Source organism: Arthrobacter sp. Hor0625 (assembly GCF_052567525.1).
Genome location: NZ_CP199586.1, coordinates 1,891,799 through 1,908,511 on the forward strand (window position 1 = coordinate 1,891,799; position 16,713 = coordinate 1,908,511).

The window sequence follows — 16,713 nt, forward strand, 5'->3', positions numbered from 1 at the left end:
CGTCATGCTGGGGCCCGCGGTTGACCCTCTTGGCCCGCCGTGTAATCTTTATAGAACGAACGGTCGGTAATTTATCTCTGCCGGCCTTGCTCCCTTGGTGAAGGATGTTCTCATGGTCGAGGCTTTTCTTGTTGGCGGTGCCCGCACTCCCGTGGGGCGCTACGGCGGCGCGCTTTCCGCGGTCCGGCCCGACGACCTCGCGGCGCTGGTCGTCCGCGAAGCTGTCGCGCGCGCCGGGGTGGATCCCGACGCCATCGACGAGGTTATCCTCGGCAACGCCAACGGGGCCGGGGAGGAAAACCGGAACGTGGCCAGGATGGCCACCATCCTGGCCGGGCTTCCGCTCCACATCCCCGGCATCACCGTCAACCGGCTCTGCGCCTCCGGCCTGAGCGCCATCATCATGGCCAGCCAGATGATCAAGTCCGGCGCCGCGGACATCGTCATTGCCGGCGGCGTTGAATCCATGAGCCGCGCGCCTTGGGTGCAGGAAAAGCCGCAGACCGCCTTCGCCAAGCCGGGCCAGATCTTCGACACCTCGATCGGCTGGCGCTTCGCCAACCCGCTGTTCCAGAAGGGCGAGCTCTCCCGGGACGGCAAGATGACCTACTCCATGCCGGAAACGGCCGAGGAGGTCGCCCGCGTCGACGGGATCACCCGCGAGGACGCCGACGCCTTTGCGGTCCGGTCACACGAACGTGCGCTGGACGCGATCGCCGCCGGCCGCTTCGCCGACGAGATCGTCCCCGTAATTGTCAAGACCCGCAAGGGCGAGACCGTCGTCGACACCGACGAGGGCCCCCGGGCCGGCACCACCATGGACGTGCTCGCCGGACTGCGCCCCGTCGTCGCGGGCGGTTCGGTCGTCACCGCCGGCAACTCCTCCACCCTCAACGACGGCGCCTCCGCGATCATCGTCGCCTCCGAAGCTGCGATCCAGAAGCTTGGCCTCACCCCCCGGGCGCGCATTATCGACGGCGCCTCCGCCGGCTGCGAACCCGAAATTATGGGCATCGGCCCGGTCCCGGCCACCCAGAAGGTGCTCGCCCGGACCGGACTGAGCGTCGAGGACCTGGGCGCCGTCGAACTCAACGAAGCGTTCGCCACCCAGTCGCTGGCCAGCATGCGCCGGCTCGGGCTGGACCCGGAGATCGTCAACCGCGACGGCGGCGCGATCTCCCTGGGGCACCCGCTCGGCTCCTCCGGGTCCCGGATCGCCATCACCCTGCTGGGCCGGATGGAGCGCGAGGACGCCAAGATGGGCCTCGCCACCATGTGCATCGGCGTCGGCCAGGGCACGGCCATGCTGCTGGAGCGCGTCTAGTGGCGGCCGGGCAGGGCGGCTTGGACGCCGCAGGCTTCCGTACGCTCCTTGTCGAGGAGCGCGAGGACCGGCTGGTGGTGCGGCTGAACCGGCCCGAGGTGCGCAACGCCATCGACCAGCAGATGGTCGACGAGCTGCACGCGGTCTGCGCGTACCTTGAACAGATCCCCAAGGTGCTCATCATCGCCGGGGCCGAGGGAGTCTTCGCATCCGGTGCCGACATCGCCCAGCTGCGCGAGCGGCGCCGCGACGATGCGCTGCAGGGCATCAATTCCACGATCTTTGTCCGGATCGCCAAGCTGCCGATGCCGGTCATCGCGGCCCTCGACGGCTTCTGCCTCGGCGGCGGCGCGGAACTGGCCTACGCGGCGGACTTCCGCATCGGTACCCCCGGGGTCCGGATCGGCAACCCGGAAACCGGCCTCGGCATCCTCGCCGCTGCCGGAGCCAGCTGGCGGCTCAAGGAGCTGGTGGGGGAGCCCGTGGCCAAGGACATCCTGCTTGCCGGGGCCGTGCTCCGAGCCGACCGGGCGCTCGCCGTCGGGCTCATCACCGAGATCCACGAACCCGCTCAGCTGCTGGACGGCGCGCACGCGCTGGCGGACCGGATCGCCCAGCAGGACCCCCTCGCGGTGCGGATCACCAAGTCGGTGTTCCACGCACCGGCGGAAGCGCACCCCCTGATCGACCAGCTCGCCCAGGGCATCCTCTTTGAGTCGCAGGCGAAGTTCGACCGCATGCAGGCCTTCCTGGACAAGAAGTCCCGGAAACCGGCCACGACCGACCAGGCATCAGACCGGAAGAAGAACTGATCATGAGCAATTCCGTACTGCCCGCGAACCTGCCCGTATCCGTCGGCGTCCTCGGCGGCGGCCGGATGGGTGCCGGCATCGCCCACGCCTTTCTCATCAACGGCGCCCACGTGCTGGTCGTCGAACGCGACGAGGAATCCGCCGAAGCCGCCCGCGAGCGGGTCGAATCCGCGGCCGCCAAGAGCATCGAGCGCGGCGCCGTCGACGGGAACCTCGACGAGATGGTCTCCCGCCTCGCCGTGACCGTGGACTACGACGACTTCAAGGACCGCGAACTCGTGATCGAGGCCGTTCCCGAGGACTGGGACCTGAAAGTGGCCTCGCTGCGCGGCATCGAGGAACGGCTCGGCGCGGACGCCTACCTGGCCTCCAACACCTCCTCCCTTTCCGTCAACGGCCTGGCCCGGGAGCTGGAGCGCCCGCAGAACTTCCTGGGACTGCACTTCTTCAACCCGGTACCGGCGTCCACCCTGATCGAGGTGGTCCTCGGCGAGCAGACCTCTGAAACGCTCGCCGCCGCCGCGCGGGGCTGGGTCGAAGCGCTCGGCAAGACCGCCGTCGTCGTCAACGACGCACCGGGCTTTGCCTCGTCGCGGCTGGGTGTCGCGATCGCCCTCGAGGCGATGCGGATGGTCGAGGAGGGGGTGGCCTCCGCCGAGGACATCGACAACGCCATGGTCCTGGGCTACAAGCACCCGACCGGGCCGCTGCGCACCACCGACATTGTCGGCCTGGACGTGCGGCTGGGCATTGCCGAGTACCTGGCCTCCACCCTGGGCGAGCGCTTCGCTCCGCCGCAGATCCTGCGCGACAAGGTGGCCCGCGGCGAGCTGGGCCGCAAGACCGGCAAGGGATTCTTCGACTGGACCGCCTAGCGGCCCCCGGCTTGGGCCGCGGCCCGGTGCTGGCCGGCTAGGACCGCGCCAGCGAGTCGAGCGTCCGCTTCATCCCGTCCATGGCTGGACCGGCCAGCGAGTTGAAGGCCGGCCGGGCCAGGGGCTCGGCGATCTTGCGCCACCCCTTGAGCGTGAACTCGGCGGTGTAGTCCACCTTGGAACCGGTCCCGGCGGGTGCGACCTCGATCGTGTCCACCGAGATGACCGCGGAGTTCTCGCCGCGCAGCGTGATCCGGTCCGCCGTCAGTTCCACCACCTCGTAGGTCAGGGACTGTCGTTTGCCCCGGAACTCCGCCTCGGCGTGGTACCGGTGCCCGACGGCGACCGGCCCGTCGGAGAGCTTCTTCACCACCGGCGTCCCGGGATCCCATTCCGGGGTGTGCTCAAAAGCGGAGAGGTAGGCAAAGGCCCGGGCGGGGTCAAGATCGGACTGGATGGTGCCGCGAACTGTGATCATGGGCCCAGCCTACCCAGACGGGCTTCGGCGGCCCTGCCCGATTCCGCGCCGCGCCGCCGGGCCGGTGCCCTAGGATGAGGCGGTGACCATCCCCGGCGCTGCCCCGATCGTTCCGGTGACCCTGGCCGGCACATACGTCGTCCTCGAACCGCTCAGCCACGACCACCACGACGGACTGGTCGAGGCCGTCCGCGACGGCGACCTGTGGCAGCTCTGGTACACGTCCGTCCCCGCCCCGGACCAGATGACCGCCGAGATCGACCGCCGCCTCGCACTGCAGGAGAGCGGGAGCATGCTGCCGTTCACCACGCGGCTGCTCGACCGGGCCACGGGCGGCCCGGGCCGGATCATCGGGATGACTTCCTACATGAACATCGATGCGGCGACACCGCGGGTGGAAATCGGCTCCACCTGGAACGCGGCCTCCGCCCAGGGCAGCGGCAGCAACCCGGACTCGAAGCTGCTGTTGCTGCGCCACGCCTTCGAAACGCTCGGCTGCCCCGCCGTCGAATTCCGGACGCACTGGCTCAACCACCAATCCCGGGAGGCGATCGCGCGGCTGGGCGCCAAGCAGGACGGGGTGCTCCGCAGCCACACGCGCAGCAGCGACGGCGCCCTGCGCGACACCGTCGTGTTCTCCATCCTCGCCCAGGAGTGGCCGATGGTCCGCAACGGCCTCGAGGCGAGGCTGGCCAGGCCGCGGCCGGCGTAAGACCGCACCGGTGGAATAGCGCCGGGGCGTGTGCTTAGCTGTCGAAATGATGATTCCCGCCGCACGCCAGCCGACCCAGGCCGCGGCCGCGCCGGTCGAGGCGGCGAGCTGGGACGGCGCGGTCAACGCGTGGCGCGTCGCCGGGTCGGTGTACCGGATGGGACGCCGGGAATGGCTCACCGAAGCCGGCTGGCAGCAGGCCCACGACGACGGCATCCGGACCATCATCGACCTGCGCAATCCGGAGGAGATCTGCCGCCGCGACACCGACCCCGTCGTGCGGGACGGGATCCTGGCCGGGTTCGACGTCGTCCATGCCCCCACCGAGGATCCGGCCGACGCCGAATTCCGGAGGCTCTGCGTCCCGTACCTGAACGACCCCGCCTGCTATTCGGACAACGCCAGGCTCTTCCCCGACAGGCTTGCCCGCGTCTTCAAGGCGCTGGCGGCCGCCCGCGGAGGCGTGGTGATCCACTGCTCGGCGGGGCGCGACCGCAGCGGGATGATCGCCGCCATGCTCCAGGACCTCGCCGGTGCCGGCGAGGACGCGATCGCACTCGCCTACGGGCACGCCATGCGGGGGATCAACGAGCACCACCGGGTCTCCGGGATCCCGCACCCCCACGAGCGGTACCTCCCCGAAGCGCAGCTCGCACCGCTGGTCGAGCAGCGCCAGGAGAGCCTCCTGCGCTTCCTCCGCCAGCTGGGGACCGCCGAGTTCCTTGGGCACAATGGCGTAACGGTCCAGGAGCTGGCAGCCATCCGGAGCAGGCTCGGACGTTAGAGTAACCGGGTGAAGACTCCCACCTACCGGCCGGTGCTGCGCGCCCTCGCCGCGGCCGCCGTCGCGCTCGCGGGATCCTCGCTGGCTGTCCCTGCCCTGGCCCAGGACACCGCCGACCCCGCCGCACCCACCGCCACCGCGGCTCCCGCTGACACGGGCATCAGCGACGCCGGACTGGCCGAGGCGGTCCGCCGCGACCTAGGCATGACCCTGGAGCAGTTCAACGCCGCAGGCGCCCAGGCCAAGCGGGCCGCCGACGCCGTTCGGGGCCTGCGCGAGCTCCCCGGCTACGTCGGGATCCGGCTGCAGGACGGGAAGACCGTCGTCGAAGGCGCCGGCGCCGATCTCCAGGTCCGGGTCGCCGAACTCAACCAGGCGGGCCCGGACGAATTCACCCTGCAGGCTCCCGCGCCGCTTTCCGCCGCCGCCGGCGCAGGCACAGCGGTTGACGCCGGCGCGGGCAGGGCAGGGCTCGTCGCCGGCAGCGCCGACCAACTCTTCGAGGCCTACGTCCGCGACGTCGGGCCCGCCGGGCTCCAGGCGGTAGCTTTCGCCGACGGCCACTTCATCATCCGCACCGGCGGCGTCAACACCCCGGAGGGTTCGACGGCGGAAAGTGCCGGCGACGCCGCGGCACCCGCGCAGCAGTTGCCCGGCAAGGTCTCGCCGGCGGACTTCGTCGCCCGCTACGCCAACGTGGCTCTCGAAAAAGGTGCGCCGATCAAGACCGAAGATGACTACTTCGGAGGCCAGGGCTTCGTGATCGACGATATGGCCATCTGCTCCGCGGGCTTCGGCGGCTTCGATGCCGCCGGCCTGCCGCTGGTCTTGACGGCGGGGCACTGCGCGGAGGACGGACAGGCCGTTCGCGCCGACGTCGAGCCCGGCACCGCGGCGCCGGCAGGCGGGGCCACCAATGCGCGCCCGGCAGTGCCGGGCCTGTTGGGCACGTTCGGGTTCAGCCAGTTCGGCGGACCGGGGAACTCGCCCATCACCGGCTCCGAGAACCGCCCCGGTAACATCGGCACGGACATCGCGGTGATCAAGGACATTCGGGCAGGACTGGCCATGCAGCCGTCAGTAACGCGATGGGACAGCCCCGCAGCCCCGGGCCGCAGCTCCGTGAAGATCATTGGCGCTGCCGCCCCCTACCAGGGGCAGTCCGTGTGCCGGTCCGGCCGCACCGAGGGCTGGTCCTGCGGGGTGGTGGCCGAGACCGGCATCTACGTCGCAGCCGGCCGCCCCACACCCGGCACCGCCTGCACCGACGCCGGGGGAGTGCCCCTCGAACCGTGCACCCTCCGGGCCTTCAAGGGGTTCCTGTCCTACGACGTGCAGTCCAGCGGCGGCGACTCCGGCGGCCCCTGGATCAGCGGAAACTACGCCGTGGGCACGCATTCAGCCGGCGAACCCGCGGGCGCCGAGCAGAACTTCGCCGTCGCCGCCACCCTCCAGGACGCCCTCCGCAGCATCCCCGGCGGCGTCGAACTGCAGGTCTTCCTGAACAAGCCCACCCTCGCCGCCAAGGGCTCGGCAGCCGCCGTGGCCCCGGGCAGCCTGGTCCGGGGACGCGTTGCAGCCGCCCCCGCCTCGGCCGTCGCCGCCGGGTCCAAGGTGCGCCTGGTGCGGGACAAGGCGGAGCCGGTGGAGGTGCCGGTGGACGCTGACGGGAACTGGTCCTTTGCCGCCCCGGCCAAGGCGGGCTCATTCCGCTACACCGCCGAAACGGTGAACGGCCACAGCCGATCCGGTGCGCTGGAATTCACCCTCCGGGTCGAATCGGAGGCCGGTGCCGCCGCCGCGGGAATGCCCGCTGCCCGACCCGCGGCGGGCCTGCCCGTCCTGGCTCCGGCGCCGCGCCCCGGCGCCGTTATGCCGGCCGCGCCGGCCGCTTCGGCCATGCAGGCGGGCCAGGCGCCCGCCGCGACCCCGGCTGCTTCGACGCCGCCAGCCGCCACCGCGGCGCCCACCGCTCCGGCGGTGACCCCGACACCCGCTCGGGGCTCCACGGAGGCGTCAAACCCCGCCGACGCCAGCCGGACCCCGTCCGCGGGGCAGCAGCCCGGCACGGCGGCTGGGTCATTCCTGCCGCTGGCAGGCCTCGCCGGCGGGGCCTTGGTGCTGGCCGCCGCCGTCCTCGTCGGCGCGCACATCAACCGCCGCCGCGGTGCCCGCTAGCAGGGTGGCCACGTCCGGGCGCGAAGATGCCCCGCGGGGGTACTGACTGGGTGCCGGAAAGGCCGGCTGCTGTCAGCAGCCGGCCTTTCAAGTAGTGCCAGGTCCGGCGGGTGGGGCCCCCGGGGCGCCCCTCCGCCGAAGAATCAGCCGAAGTCGGCGACGTAGCTGGGCTGGCCCACGGCATCGGTCGAGACCGGTGCCCCGGTGTCATTGATGACGTGGTCCAATGTCCCGGCGCCCAGGTTGACGGTCAGCAGGCTGTGCAGCCTTACGCCGGGCGTGACCGGTACCTCGAAACCGCGGGTGGCGTGAATCAAGGGATTCACGTTGTTGTAGACGTAGCTCCCGCCGCCCCACAGCTCGTGGGTCCTGACCGAATCGGCGACTTTGTAGCCGGCCCAGCCCAAGACGCCGTCGTGCTGCCAGGCTGCCTGGTTGGGGGCGTCGTAGGGCAGTTCGTTCTGGAAGAAGACGGTCCTGCCCCGTTCACCGTTCCAAATCACTTTGTACTGCTGGTAGTGCTCCACGAACAGGCCGGTGGCGGTGACGTCGTCGCCGTTGATGATGACGCCGTTCTGCGCGGTGTTGGTGGTCCAGCCGACGCCGTTTCCGTGGTCGGCCCGCCAGGCCCAGATGTGGTCGAGGAGGACATCGTTGCTGTTCACTTCCAGGCTCACCGTGGCCTTACCCACGTGCGGGCCGCCGATCCGGAAGAACACGTCGTGGAGCGTGGTGGGGTTGGCAGGATCGGTCCAGCTGTTGTGGGCTCGGGCGCTGCCCTTCGCGGCCCGCTGGGTGCCGACGCGCATCAGTGCCGGTGAGTTCGTCTCGCCGGCGTCGATGGTGACGGCTGCAATGTCGACGCCGGGGACGTCCGCGACCGTCAGCGGCACGGCACCGTCGACGGCGGTGAGCGTGGCCATACCGAGCCCGAGGACGACCGTGTTGGCGCGCTTGACGTTGATACTGCGGTCGATGTCGTAGACGCCCGGGGTCAGCAGCAGGTGCTTGCCGCGGGCCAGCTGGGCGTTGATGACCTGCACCGTATCGGAGGGCCGGGCGAGGAAGAAGTCGGAGAGCGGGATGCTGCGGCCCGCCGTCGGACCGTTCTCCCAGGTGGTGCCCGTGGAATCCTTGCGCACCGCAGGAACGAACACGGCGTACCGGCCTGCCGCATCCAGGGTCAGGTAGGGCTTTTCGCGGCTGACAGGGGTGCTCGCCACGGTGGTGTACGGCGGGTCCGGGAAGGACTGGGCGGGGGCCCCGTTCACCCCGGAGAAGACTTGGTTCCAGACCCCGTTGGACCAGCTGCCGATGCTGCTGTCACGGACCAGGTACTGCTGCTGCGAGCCGTTGATGACGGCGCCGGTTTTGGAGTCGGCAATGAAGCCGCCGCTGGCGTACTGCGGCCCGGCGGTGCAGTAGTCCATCAGGGAGAGGTTGCCGCCGGTGACGTTGACCCGCCGCATCGGTGAGGCCTGCGACGCGGCCCAGAAGTTGGCCGAGCTGCGGCACCCGTCGAGCCCGGTGACGTTGATGGTGAGGTTGGAGACGGAGCGCCAGAAGTTGTTCAGGGCAATGCAGTTGTCCGCGCTCAGGCACCGGTTGTAGGCGTCGACGTGGCCGTTGATCGTCACGTCCGTGGGCGAGGCGCCCAGGCCGGCCACCTCGGTCGAATAGCCCACCTGGATGATCAGGGGCGTTTCCGGGCTGCCGTACGTGCCGGGCTTGAAAAGCAGGGAGTAGCGGTTGGTGCCCATCTCGTCGTCGACCTGCTGGGCCGCAATGGCATCCACCTCGGCCTGGATGTCGGCCACGGGCATGCCGGGATCGAAGATGCGCACGTTGGGGCCGAAATCGGGGGCCGCTGCGGGTGCGGCCTTGGCCGGGTTCATCGCCGACGGCGTCGCAGCGGGGGCCGCGTTGGCGGCGGGGGCGGCGACGGCGCCCAGCACGCCGAGGGCCACGGCCACCGCGCCGGCCAGCAGCCGTCCCTGGTGGTGCGTTGACGCCCGGAACGGCGTCGGATGGGCCGCGCGGCGGCAACGGAGGTGGGCTAGCGGCATCGCTTGTCCTGCTCTCTGGAGGTGCGGATGTTGCATGGCTTGGGGGAAGGGGAACGAAGGGAATGAGGCGCCCGGGGCCGTCAACACGGAAGTGTGGGAGCGCTCCCGCCGGGAAGCCTAACACCGCCCCCCGGGGCGGGCAAGGGTCCGCTCCGCCTCGGGGACGCCGCCTTGACAAGCGCTTGTGATGTACGACACCATGCACGTGAGAGCGCTCCCACGACCATCGTGGGAGCGCTCCCAATCCGGGCGCCTCGCCCCGCACTCATCGTGCCCCATCCCGACAAAGGAGTCCCTGCGTGAAATTCCCCAGCAAGCTTGCCGCCCTATCGGCGTCGGCTGCCTGCCTCACCCTTGCCCTGAGCGCCTGCGGAGCAGACGCCCCCAAAGCCGCGGCGCCCACCGGCGAGACGGGGAAGGAGCCCGTGACCCTTACCCTCGCTACCTTCAACGAGTTCGGCTACGAGAGCCTGCTCAAGGAGTACGAATCGCTCAACCCGAACGTCACGATCCAGCACAAGAAGGCCGCCACCACGAACGAGGCGCGCGACAACCTCACCACCCGGCTGGCCGCAGGCTCCGGCCTGTCGGACATCGAGGCCATTGAGGTGGACTGGCTGTCCGAACTCAAGCAGTACCCCGACCAGTTCGTGGACCTCAAGGATCCCGCCGTCGAGGGCCGCTGGCTGGACTGGAAGGCCGAGGCGGCAACCACCCAGGACGGCCACCTGATCGGCTACGGTACCGACTCCGGTCCCGAGGCCGTCTGCTACAACTCGTCACTGCTCAAGGCCGCGGGGCTGCCCACGGACCGCGAATCCGTCGCCGCCATGCTCGGCACCACCTGGGACAGCTACTTCGACGCCGGCAAGAAGTTCGTTGCCGCCACGACCGGCGCTGCCTGGTTCGATTCCGCCGGCGCCATCTACCAGGGCATGAGCAACCAGCTGGAGAAGGCGTACGAGAACGAAGACGGCACCGTCATCGCCGCCGAAAACCCGGCGGTGAAGGAGATCTACACCAAGGTCCTTAACGCTTCGACGAAGGACAACCTGTCGGCACACCTGGGCCAGTGGAGCAATGACTGGGTCGCCGGTTTCCAGTCCCAGAAGTTCGCCACCACCCTCTGCCCGGGCTGGATGCTGGGTGTGATCGAAGGTAACGCCACCGGGGTCAAGGGCTGGGACGTCGCCAACGTCTTCCCCGGCGGCGGCGGAAACTGGGGCGGTTCCTACCTGACCGTTCCGGCACAGGGCAAGCACCAGGCCGAAGCCAAGAAGCTCGCGGCCTGGCTGACCGCCCCGGAACAGCAGATCAAGGCCTTCACTGCCAAGGGAACGTTCCCGAGTCAGGTCAAGGCGCTCGACAGCGAGGCGCTGCTGGGCCAGACCAACAAATTCTTCAACAATGCCCCCACCGGAAAGATCTTCGCCGAGCGGGCCAAGGCCGTCGGTGCAACCCCGTTCAAGGGCCCGAAGTTCTTCGCCATCAACGACGCCATGCAGCAGGCCCTCACCCGCGTGGACGTGGACAAGAAGGACGACGCCGAGTCCTCCTGGGCGAAGTTCCTCACCGCAGTGAAGTCACTGTAAGTCGTGACGGTAACGGACCGGGTCAGGCCCCACGGCCCATCGGCTGACGAGGAACACGCCACCAGCAGGAGCGTCCGGCGGATCGCCGTGTCACAGCGGCTCTCACGGTGGGACATCAAGCTCTCGCCCTACCTGTACATTTCGCCGTTCTTCCTGCTGTTCGCTGTCACGGGGTTGTTTCCGCTGCTCTACACCGGCTGGGTTTCGCTGCACAACTGGAACCTGATCGGCGGGCAGGGCAGGTTCACCGGACTGGAAAACTTCGGCTTTGTCCTCGGGCAGCCGTATTTCTGGAACGCGGTGGGAAACACGCTGAGCATCTTCCTGCTCTCGTCCGTGCCGCAGGTGGTGCTGGCGCTGCTGATCGCAGCCGTGCTGGACGCGAACCTGCGGGCGAAGACGTTCTGGCGGATGGGCGTCCTGGTGCCCTTCGTCGTCGCCCCCGTGGCCGTAGGGCTGATTTTCAACAACCTGTTCGCAGACCAGTTCGGTCTCGTCAACGAGCTGTTGGCCCTTGCCGGCCTTGACCCGGTCCGCTGGCATTCCGACCAGCTGGCCAGCCACCTGGCGATCGCCACCATGGTGAACTTCCGCTGGATCGGCTACAACGCACTTATCTTCCTGGCGGCAATGCAGGCCATCCCGCGCGACGTCTTCGAAGCCGCCATCATCGACGGCGCCGGGCGCGTCCGCCAGTTCCTGTCGGTAACGGTTCCGATGCTGCGCCCCACGGTGATTTTCGTCGCCATCACGTCCACGATCGGCGGACTGCAGATCTTCGACGAGCCCCGGGTGTTCGACCAGTCCGGGCTCGGCGGCGCCGACCGGCAGTGGCAGACGCTCACCATGTACATCTGGGAACTGGGCTGGGGCCAGCGCAACTTCGGCAGGGCATCGGCCGTGGCATGGCTGCTGTTCCTGATGATCGTGCTGATCGCCCTCCTGAACTTCCTACTCACCCGGCGCATCGCAGACCAGGGAGGCCGCAAATGAGCTCCATCCCCATGATCCGGCAAACCGCGGGAGAGGGCGCCGCCAAGACGGCGGCCAAACGGCTCGACCGGCCGGCTGGTCCCGGCCCCGGACGCAACCCCGGGCGCGTCAGGGCTCCCGGCGCCGGCGGGGGCCGGCCCCCCGGAGCCCTGACTTACGGCGCCCTGGGTGCTGTGCTGCTGGCGTCCCTGTTCCCGCTCTACTGGTCCTTCCTGGTGGGCAGCCACGACAGCACGGCGCTGAGCCGCGGTATCCCGCTCCTGCCGGGCGGAAACTTCCTGTCCAACGCCGCGAAGGTCTTTGACAGCGTCCCGTTCTGGAAGGCCATGGGCAACAGCCTGCTGGTGTCCACGGTGACGGCCGCCTCCGTGGTGGCGTTCTCAACCCTCGCCGGGTTCGCCTTCGCGAAACTCCGCTTCCGCGGCAGCAAGGGCCTGCTCGTCTTCGTGATCGCCACGATGGCGGTGCCCACCCAGCTCGGGGTGGTGCCGTTGTTCATTGTGATGGCGAAGCTCGGCTGGACCGGATCCCTCTGGGCCGTCATCATCCCCGGAGCCGTCACGGCCTTCGGCGTGTTCTGGATGACCCAGTACCTGCGCGATGCCCTGCCGGACGAGCTCATCGAGGCCGTTCGGATGGACGGGGCGTCGATGATCCAGGCCTTCTGGTACGTGGGGTTCCCGGCGGCCCGGCCGGCAGCGGCCATGCTGGCGTTGTTCACCTTCGTTGCCACGTGGACCAACTTCTTCTGGCCCTTCATTGTGCTGGACCCCTCAAATCCGACGCTCCCCGTGGCGCTGCAGCTGCTGCAGGCGGCCCACTTTGTGGACTATTCGGTGGTGCTGGCCGGGGCTGTCCTGGCCACCATCCCGCTGCTGCTGCTCTTCATCGCGGCAGGGCGCCAACTCGTTTCGGGAATTATGCAAGGAGCAGTCAAAGGATGAGCACCACCCCGACCACTTTCCCCGACGGTTTTCTGTGGGGCGCGGCCACCGCGGCCTATCAGATCGAAGGGGCCGCCCAGGAGGGCGGCCGGAAGGACTCGATCTGGGACACCTTCGCCCGGGTCCCGGGCGCCGTCGCGGACGCCCACAACGGCGACGTGGCCTGCGACCACTACCACCGCTCCGGCCAGGACGTCGAGCTGATGAAATCGCTGAACCTCAAGGCGTACCGCTTCTCGACCTCGTGGGCGCGCTGCATGCCCGACGGCAGGACGCCCAACCCCGAGGGGATCGCGTTCTACTCCCGGCTCGTTGACGACCTCCTCGCCGCAGGGATCACCCCCTGGCTGACCCTGTACCACTGGGACCTGCCGCAGGCGCTGGAGGACGAAGGGGGCTGGGCCAACCGCGAAACCGCCGAGCTCTTCGCAGCCTACGCCGTGCTCATGCATGAGGCCCTGGGTGACCGGGTCCGCATCTGGACCACGCTCAATGAACCGTGGTGTTCGGCATTCCTCGGTTACGCCTCGGGGGTCCATGCCCCGGGCCGGCAGGAACCGGCGGCCGCCCTCGCGGCCGCGCACCATCTCCTGCTCGGGCACGGGCTCGCCGCCGCGGAACTCCGCCGCCGCGACCCGGAGGCCAGCCTCGGCATCACCCTGAACCTCACGGTCGCCGACCCGGCCGACGCGGCCGCCGCCGACGACCGGGACGCGGCCCGCCGGATCGACGGCCTGCACAACCGGATCTTCCTCGATCCGCTCTTCCGTGGCGAGTACCCCGCCGACGTGCTGGAGGACATCGCCGGCCTGGGCTTCGACACGGTGGTGCGGGACGGCGACCTGGCCGTCATCTCGACGCCCCTGGATCTGTTGGGGGTGAACTACTACCAGGGTGAAGCCCTGACCAAGGCGGCGGCACCTGAGGAACAGGCCCGGCCGGACACCGTGACGACCACGGCCCAGGCCGCGCCGGAGTCGGCCGGCAGGCGGGAGGCCACGCCGTTCGTCTCCGCCGAGGGCGTGCGCTCGGTCCCGCGCGGGCTGCCGGTCACCGGGATGGGCTGGGAGGTGCAGCCCGAGGGGCTGTACCGCCTGCTGACCCGGATGCAGCGCGAATACACCGGCCCGGCCGGCATCCCGCTGTTTATGACCGAAAACGGCGCCGCGTACCCGGACGCGCCGGACGCCGACGGCTTCGTCGATGACCAGGACCGGCTGGCGTTCTTCGACGCCCACCTGCGCGCCGTCCGCGACGCGATCGCCGACGGCGCAGACGTGCGCGGCTACCTCGCCTGGTCGCTGCTGGATAACTTCGAGTGGGCCTACGGCTACCACCAGCGCTTCGGCCTGGTCCGGGTCGACTACGAGACCCTGGAACGCATCCCCAAGGCCAGCGGGCACTGGTACGCTGCGGTGGCGGCGGCCAATGCCCTGCCGCTGCAGCACGGGATGGTCAGTACGGACACCGGGGATGTCGTATTCTCAAGGTAATGAGCGCACAGATCCACCGGGGTCTCCGGGCCGGACCGGCCAAACCCACCCCCACCCTTGAAGACCTCGCGACGGCGGCCGGAGTGTCCCGCTCCACCGCCTCGCGGGCCATCAACGGTGGATCACGGGTCAGCCCGGAGGCCCAGGCCGCGGTGGACGCAGCGGTCATCTCCCTCGGCTACACCCCCAACCGGGCCGCCCGTAGTCTGGTGACCCGCCGGACCTCTTCGATCGCCCTGGTCATCAATGAGCCCGACGCCCGCGTCATGATGGATCCGTTCTTCGCCGCCGTCATCACCGGGGTGACCGAGGCGCTGCGCGAAACCGAAATGCAGCTGGTCCTCCTGATGTCCCGCGCCGGCGGCGACCCGTCCCGGACGCTGCGCTACCTGCGCGGCGGCCACGTCGACGGCGCGATCATCGTCTCGCACCACAAGGCGGACGGCTGGACCGAGGACCTCGCGGGGTCGGGCCTGCCCACCGTCTTCATCGGCCGGCCCTGGGACACCGGGCTCGGGATCCACTACGTCGACGTCGACAGCTTTGAGGGCGGACGCCTGGCCGCGCTGCACCTGGCCGCGGCCGGGCGTACCCGGTTGGCAACCATCACCGGTCCGCTGGATATGACCGCCGCCGCCGACCGGCTTGCGGGCTGGCAGGCCGGCCTCAAGGAAGCCGGGCTGGAGCCGGGGCCGGTGGTCCAGGGTGACTTCACTCCTGCCGGCGGAACCGAGGCCGCCGAGCGGCTGCTGGCCGAGGACCGCAGTATCGACGGCCTGTTCGCGGCCTCCGACCTGATGGCCCGCGGTGCCATTACCGCGCTGCAGGCCGCAGGCCTGGCGGTCCCCGGGAACGTCGCCGTCGTCGGGTTTGACGATCACCTGGCCGCGCCCGGGGAACTGCCGTTGACGACCATCAACCAGCCGACCGTGGACATGGCCGCTGAGGCCGGCCGCCTGCTGCTCGCGGATATCGAAGACCCGGGCACCAGCCGCGAACCGCTCATTTACCCGGCGCGCCTGGTGGTCAGGGCGAGCACCACGGCAGCCTAGCCGCCGGCCCTGGCGGCATTAAAGGCCCTTAGTGGCCGTGCCCGCTGTGGTCCCGCCACTTGTCCGAGTCGACCACCTGGACGGCGGCGCCGAGGGTTCCCTTATCGAGGCTGCCCCAGGCGTACACGATCGTGTTCTTGCCTGCGGTGACCGGAATATCGGCCGGGCCGATCAGGGGTTTGGTGGTTCCGGCGGCTACCGCGGCGGAGACCTTCCCGGCTTTCAGCGGGAGCACCTCCTGCTCAGGATTCTCCAGACCCTCGCTGACCGGGGTCTTGCCGGCAAGGACGTCGACGGCGGGCGCTGCCGCCACATGCCGGACCGTGAGCTTGCCCTGGCCCCGCGGGCTGGGCGAGGTGTCATTCCTGAACAGGGTGGCGGTGGGATCCCCGTCCTCGTCCAGATGGGCGACGGCGGTGTAATTCCGGCCATCCCGGAGTTTCACCTCGACGGGCCCGATCACGGCGTCGTCGGCGCTCTTGGCGTTGGCGGCCGTGACGGCAATCTCGTAGCTTCCGCCCTCGAGCTTCAGCGGGCCGGCAAGCTTGCCGGGCGTGAAGTCGTCCAGGGTCAGCTTGCCGTTGACCCAGACGTCCACGGTGAGACCGGGGACGCCGTGGAGCACAGAGAGGACCGCGTCCTCGCCATGGTGCCTGCCGCCGTCGTGCTTCCCGCCGGCCTGGGCCGGGGCTGCGAAGGCCAGTGCGGCCGCCAGGGACAGGGCGCCTGCGGCATAAACGGTTTTGCGCATTTCAAACTCCTCATTGAGCTGCCCGGATCCGGGCGGTGATGTGCTGACACCGTTAATACCGGCCGGAGGCCCGCCGCGGATGCAGCGGCCGGCCCTGTGACCGCGTTCCCTTACTTTTTGCGCTCCAGCAGCAGGTTGGTGATCCGCAGCGTGCACAGCCTTTCGCCGGCCTCGTTGGCGATCAGCACCTCATGGGTGGTTAGCGTGCCGCCCAGGTGGATGGGGGTCGCCGTGATGGTGATGGTCCCATCCCGGGCCGACTTGTGGTGCGTGGCGGAAACATCAACACCCACCGCCGTCTTGCCCAGCGTGCTTGCGTGGATCACCGCCGCCCAGGAACCGACGGCCTCACCCACGGCCAGCGACGCGCCGCCGTGCAGCAGCCCGAAGGACTGGCGGTTGCCCTCCACCGGCATGGTGGCGACGACCCGTTCGACGGATTCCTCGACAATCTTTACGCCCATTTTTTCGTCGAGCTCACCCAGCGTGATCTTCCACAGCTCGGTACCGCGCGGATCGGTGGTCATAGCGCCTCCTCGGAAATCGGCCCGATGCCGGCCGGTCGGTCCTGCCGTTACTAGTGTGCGGGCGGGCAGGTTCATGTACTGTAGACATATTACCGAACGGACGGTCAGTAATGTGCTGGCCGCGTCGATCTT

15 protein-coding genes are annotated in these 16,713 nt (G+C 69.5%); 11 read left to right on the top strand and 4 right to left on the bottom strand.

The features are described 5' to 3' along the window. Positions 1 to 112 precede the first annotated feature (112 nt). Genes ACTWLI_RS08730 through ACTWLI_RS08740 form a run of 3 tightly spaced genes read left to right on the top strand, consistent with a single transcriptional unit; the run spans position 113 to position 3,011 of the window. Positions 113 to 1,324, top strand: a complete 1,212-nt coding sequence (locus tag ACTWLI_RS08730) for a thiolase family protein (protein WP_445153528.1) — start codon at positions 113 to 115, stop codon at positions 1,322 to 1,324. Further along, positions 1,324 to 2,136: an enoyl-CoA hydratase/isomerase family protein gene (locus tag ACTWLI_RS08735; protein ID WP_445153529.1), complete on the top strand. Its 813-nt coding sequence runs from the start codon at positions 1,324 to 1,326 to the stop codon at positions 2,134 to 2,136. Before ACTWLI_RS08730 ends, ACTWLI_RS08735 begins: the two co-directional genes overlap by 1 nt. A 2-nt stretch (positions 2,137 to 2,138) precedes the next feature. Continuing rightward, the gene (locus ACTWLI_RS08740) at positions 2,139 to 3,011 is read left to right on the top strand and encodes a 3-hydroxyacyl-CoA dehydrogenase family protein (protein WP_445153530.1); all 873 of its coding nucleotides are present in this window, start codon (positions 2,139 to 2,141) and stop codon (positions 3,009 to 3,011) included. Between the two features lie 37 nt (positions 3,012 to 3,048). On the opposite strand, the gene ACTWLI_RS08745 is transcribed toward ACTWLI_RS08740, so the two are convergent. Then, a complete protein-coding gene (locus ACTWLI_RS08745) occupies positions 3,049 to 3,489 on the bottom strand; it encodes an SRPBCC family protein (protein ID WP_445153531.1) in 441 nt (146 codons plus the stop codon). A gap of 82 nt (positions 3,490 to 3,571) precedes the next feature. Here ACTWLI_RS08745 and ACTWLI_RS08750 point away from each other — a divergent pair, with 82 nt between their 5' ends. Genes ACTWLI_RS08750 through ACTWLI_RS08760 form a run of 3 tightly spaced genes read left to right on the top strand, consistent with a single transcriptional unit; the run spans position 3,572 to position 7,163 of the window. Then, on the top strand, positions 3,572 to 4,201 hold the full coding sequence (locus tag ACTWLI_RS08750) for a GNAT family N-acetyltransferase (protein WP_445153532.1): 630 nt from the start codon (positions 3,572 to 3,574) through the stop codon (positions 4,199 to 4,201). A gap of 49 nt (positions 4,202 to 4,250) precedes the next feature. Then, on the top strand, positions 4,251 to 4,985 hold the full coding sequence (locus tag ACTWLI_RS08755; RefSeq protein ID WP_445156148.1) for a tyrosine-protein phosphatase: 735 nt from the start codon (positions 4,251 to 4,253) through the stop codon (positions 4,983 to 4,985). Positions 4,986 to 4,994: 9 nt separating this feature from the next. Further along, entirely contained in the window at positions 4,995 to 7,163 is a 2,169-nt protein-coding gene (locus ACTWLI_RS08760) for a S1 family peptidase (RefSeq protein ID WP_445153533.1), read from the top strand. A gap of 143 nt (positions 7,164 to 7,306) precedes the next feature. On the opposite strand, the gene ACTWLI_RS08765 is transcribed toward ACTWLI_RS08760, so the two are convergent. After that, complete coding sequence (locus ACTWLI_RS08765) at positions 7,307 to 9,229, bottom strand: adenylyl cyclase (protein WP_445153534.1); 1,923 nt, start codon at positions 9,227 to 9,229, stop codon at positions 7,307 to 7,309. Between the two features lie 299 nt (positions 9,230 to 9,528). On the opposite strand from ACTWLI_RS08765, the gene ACTWLI_RS08770 reads away from it, so the two are divergent. The 5 genes from ACTWLI_RS08770 to ACTWLI_RS08790 are packed head-to-tail and all read left to right on the top strand — an operon-like array spanning position 9,529 to position 15,303. Then, on the top strand, positions 9,529 to 10,821 hold the full coding sequence (locus ACTWLI_RS08770) for an ABC transporter substrate-binding protein (RefSeq protein ID WP_445153535.1): 1,293 nt from the start codon (positions 9,529 to 9,531) through the stop codon (positions 10,819 to 10,821). 3 nt (positions 10,822 to 10,824) lie between these two features. Next, positions 10,825 to 11,814 carry a carbohydrate ABC transporter permease gene (locus ACTWLI_RS08775; RefSeq protein WP_445153536.1) on the top strand — a complete coding sequence of 330 codons (990 nt, stop codon included), beginning with the start codon at positions 10,825 to 10,827 and terminating at the stop codon, positions 11,812 to 11,814. Next, a complete protein-coding gene (locus tag ACTWLI_RS08780; RefSeq protein WP_445153537.1) occupies positions 11,811 to 12,758 on the top strand; it encodes a carbohydrate ABC transporter permease in 948 nt (315 codons plus the stop codon). The genes ACTWLI_RS08775 and ACTWLI_RS08780 overlap by 4 nt, the downstream gene beginning before the upstream one ends. Further along, the gene (locus ACTWLI_RS08785; protein WP_445153538.1) at positions 12,755 to 14,251 is read left to right on the top strand and encodes a glycoside hydrolase family 1 protein; all 1,497 of its coding nucleotides are present in this window, start codon (positions 12,755 to 12,757) and stop codon (positions 14,249 to 14,251) included. The genes ACTWLI_RS08780 and ACTWLI_RS08785 overlap by 4 nt, the downstream gene beginning before the upstream one ends. Further along, positions 14,251 to 15,303, top strand: coding sequence for a LacI family DNA-binding transcriptional regulator (locus ACTWLI_RS08790; protein ID WP_445153539.1), 1,053 nt, complete (start codon positions 14,251 to 14,253; stop codon positions 15,301 to 15,303). The genes ACTWLI_RS08785 and ACTWLI_RS08790 overlap by 1 nt, the downstream gene beginning before the upstream one ends. A 28-nt stretch (positions 15,304 to 15,331) precedes the next feature. On the opposite strand, the gene ACTWLI_RS08795 is transcribed toward ACTWLI_RS08790, so the two are convergent. Both ACTWLI_RS08795 and ACTWLI_RS08800 read right to left on the bottom strand, forming a co-directional pair. Beyond that, the gene (locus ACTWLI_RS08795; protein ID WP_445153540.1) at positions 15,332 to 16,054 is read right to left on the bottom strand and encodes a DUF4397 domain-containing protein; all 723 of its coding nucleotides are present in this window, start codon (positions 16,052 to 16,054) and stop codon (positions 15,332 to 15,334) included. 110 nt (positions 16,055 to 16,164) lie between these two features. After that, entirely contained in the window at positions 16,165 to 16,581 is a 417-nt protein-coding gene (locus ACTWLI_RS08800) for a PaaI family thioesterase (protein WP_445153541.1), read from the bottom strand. Between the last annotated feature and the right edge of the window lie 132 nt (positions 16,582 to 16,713).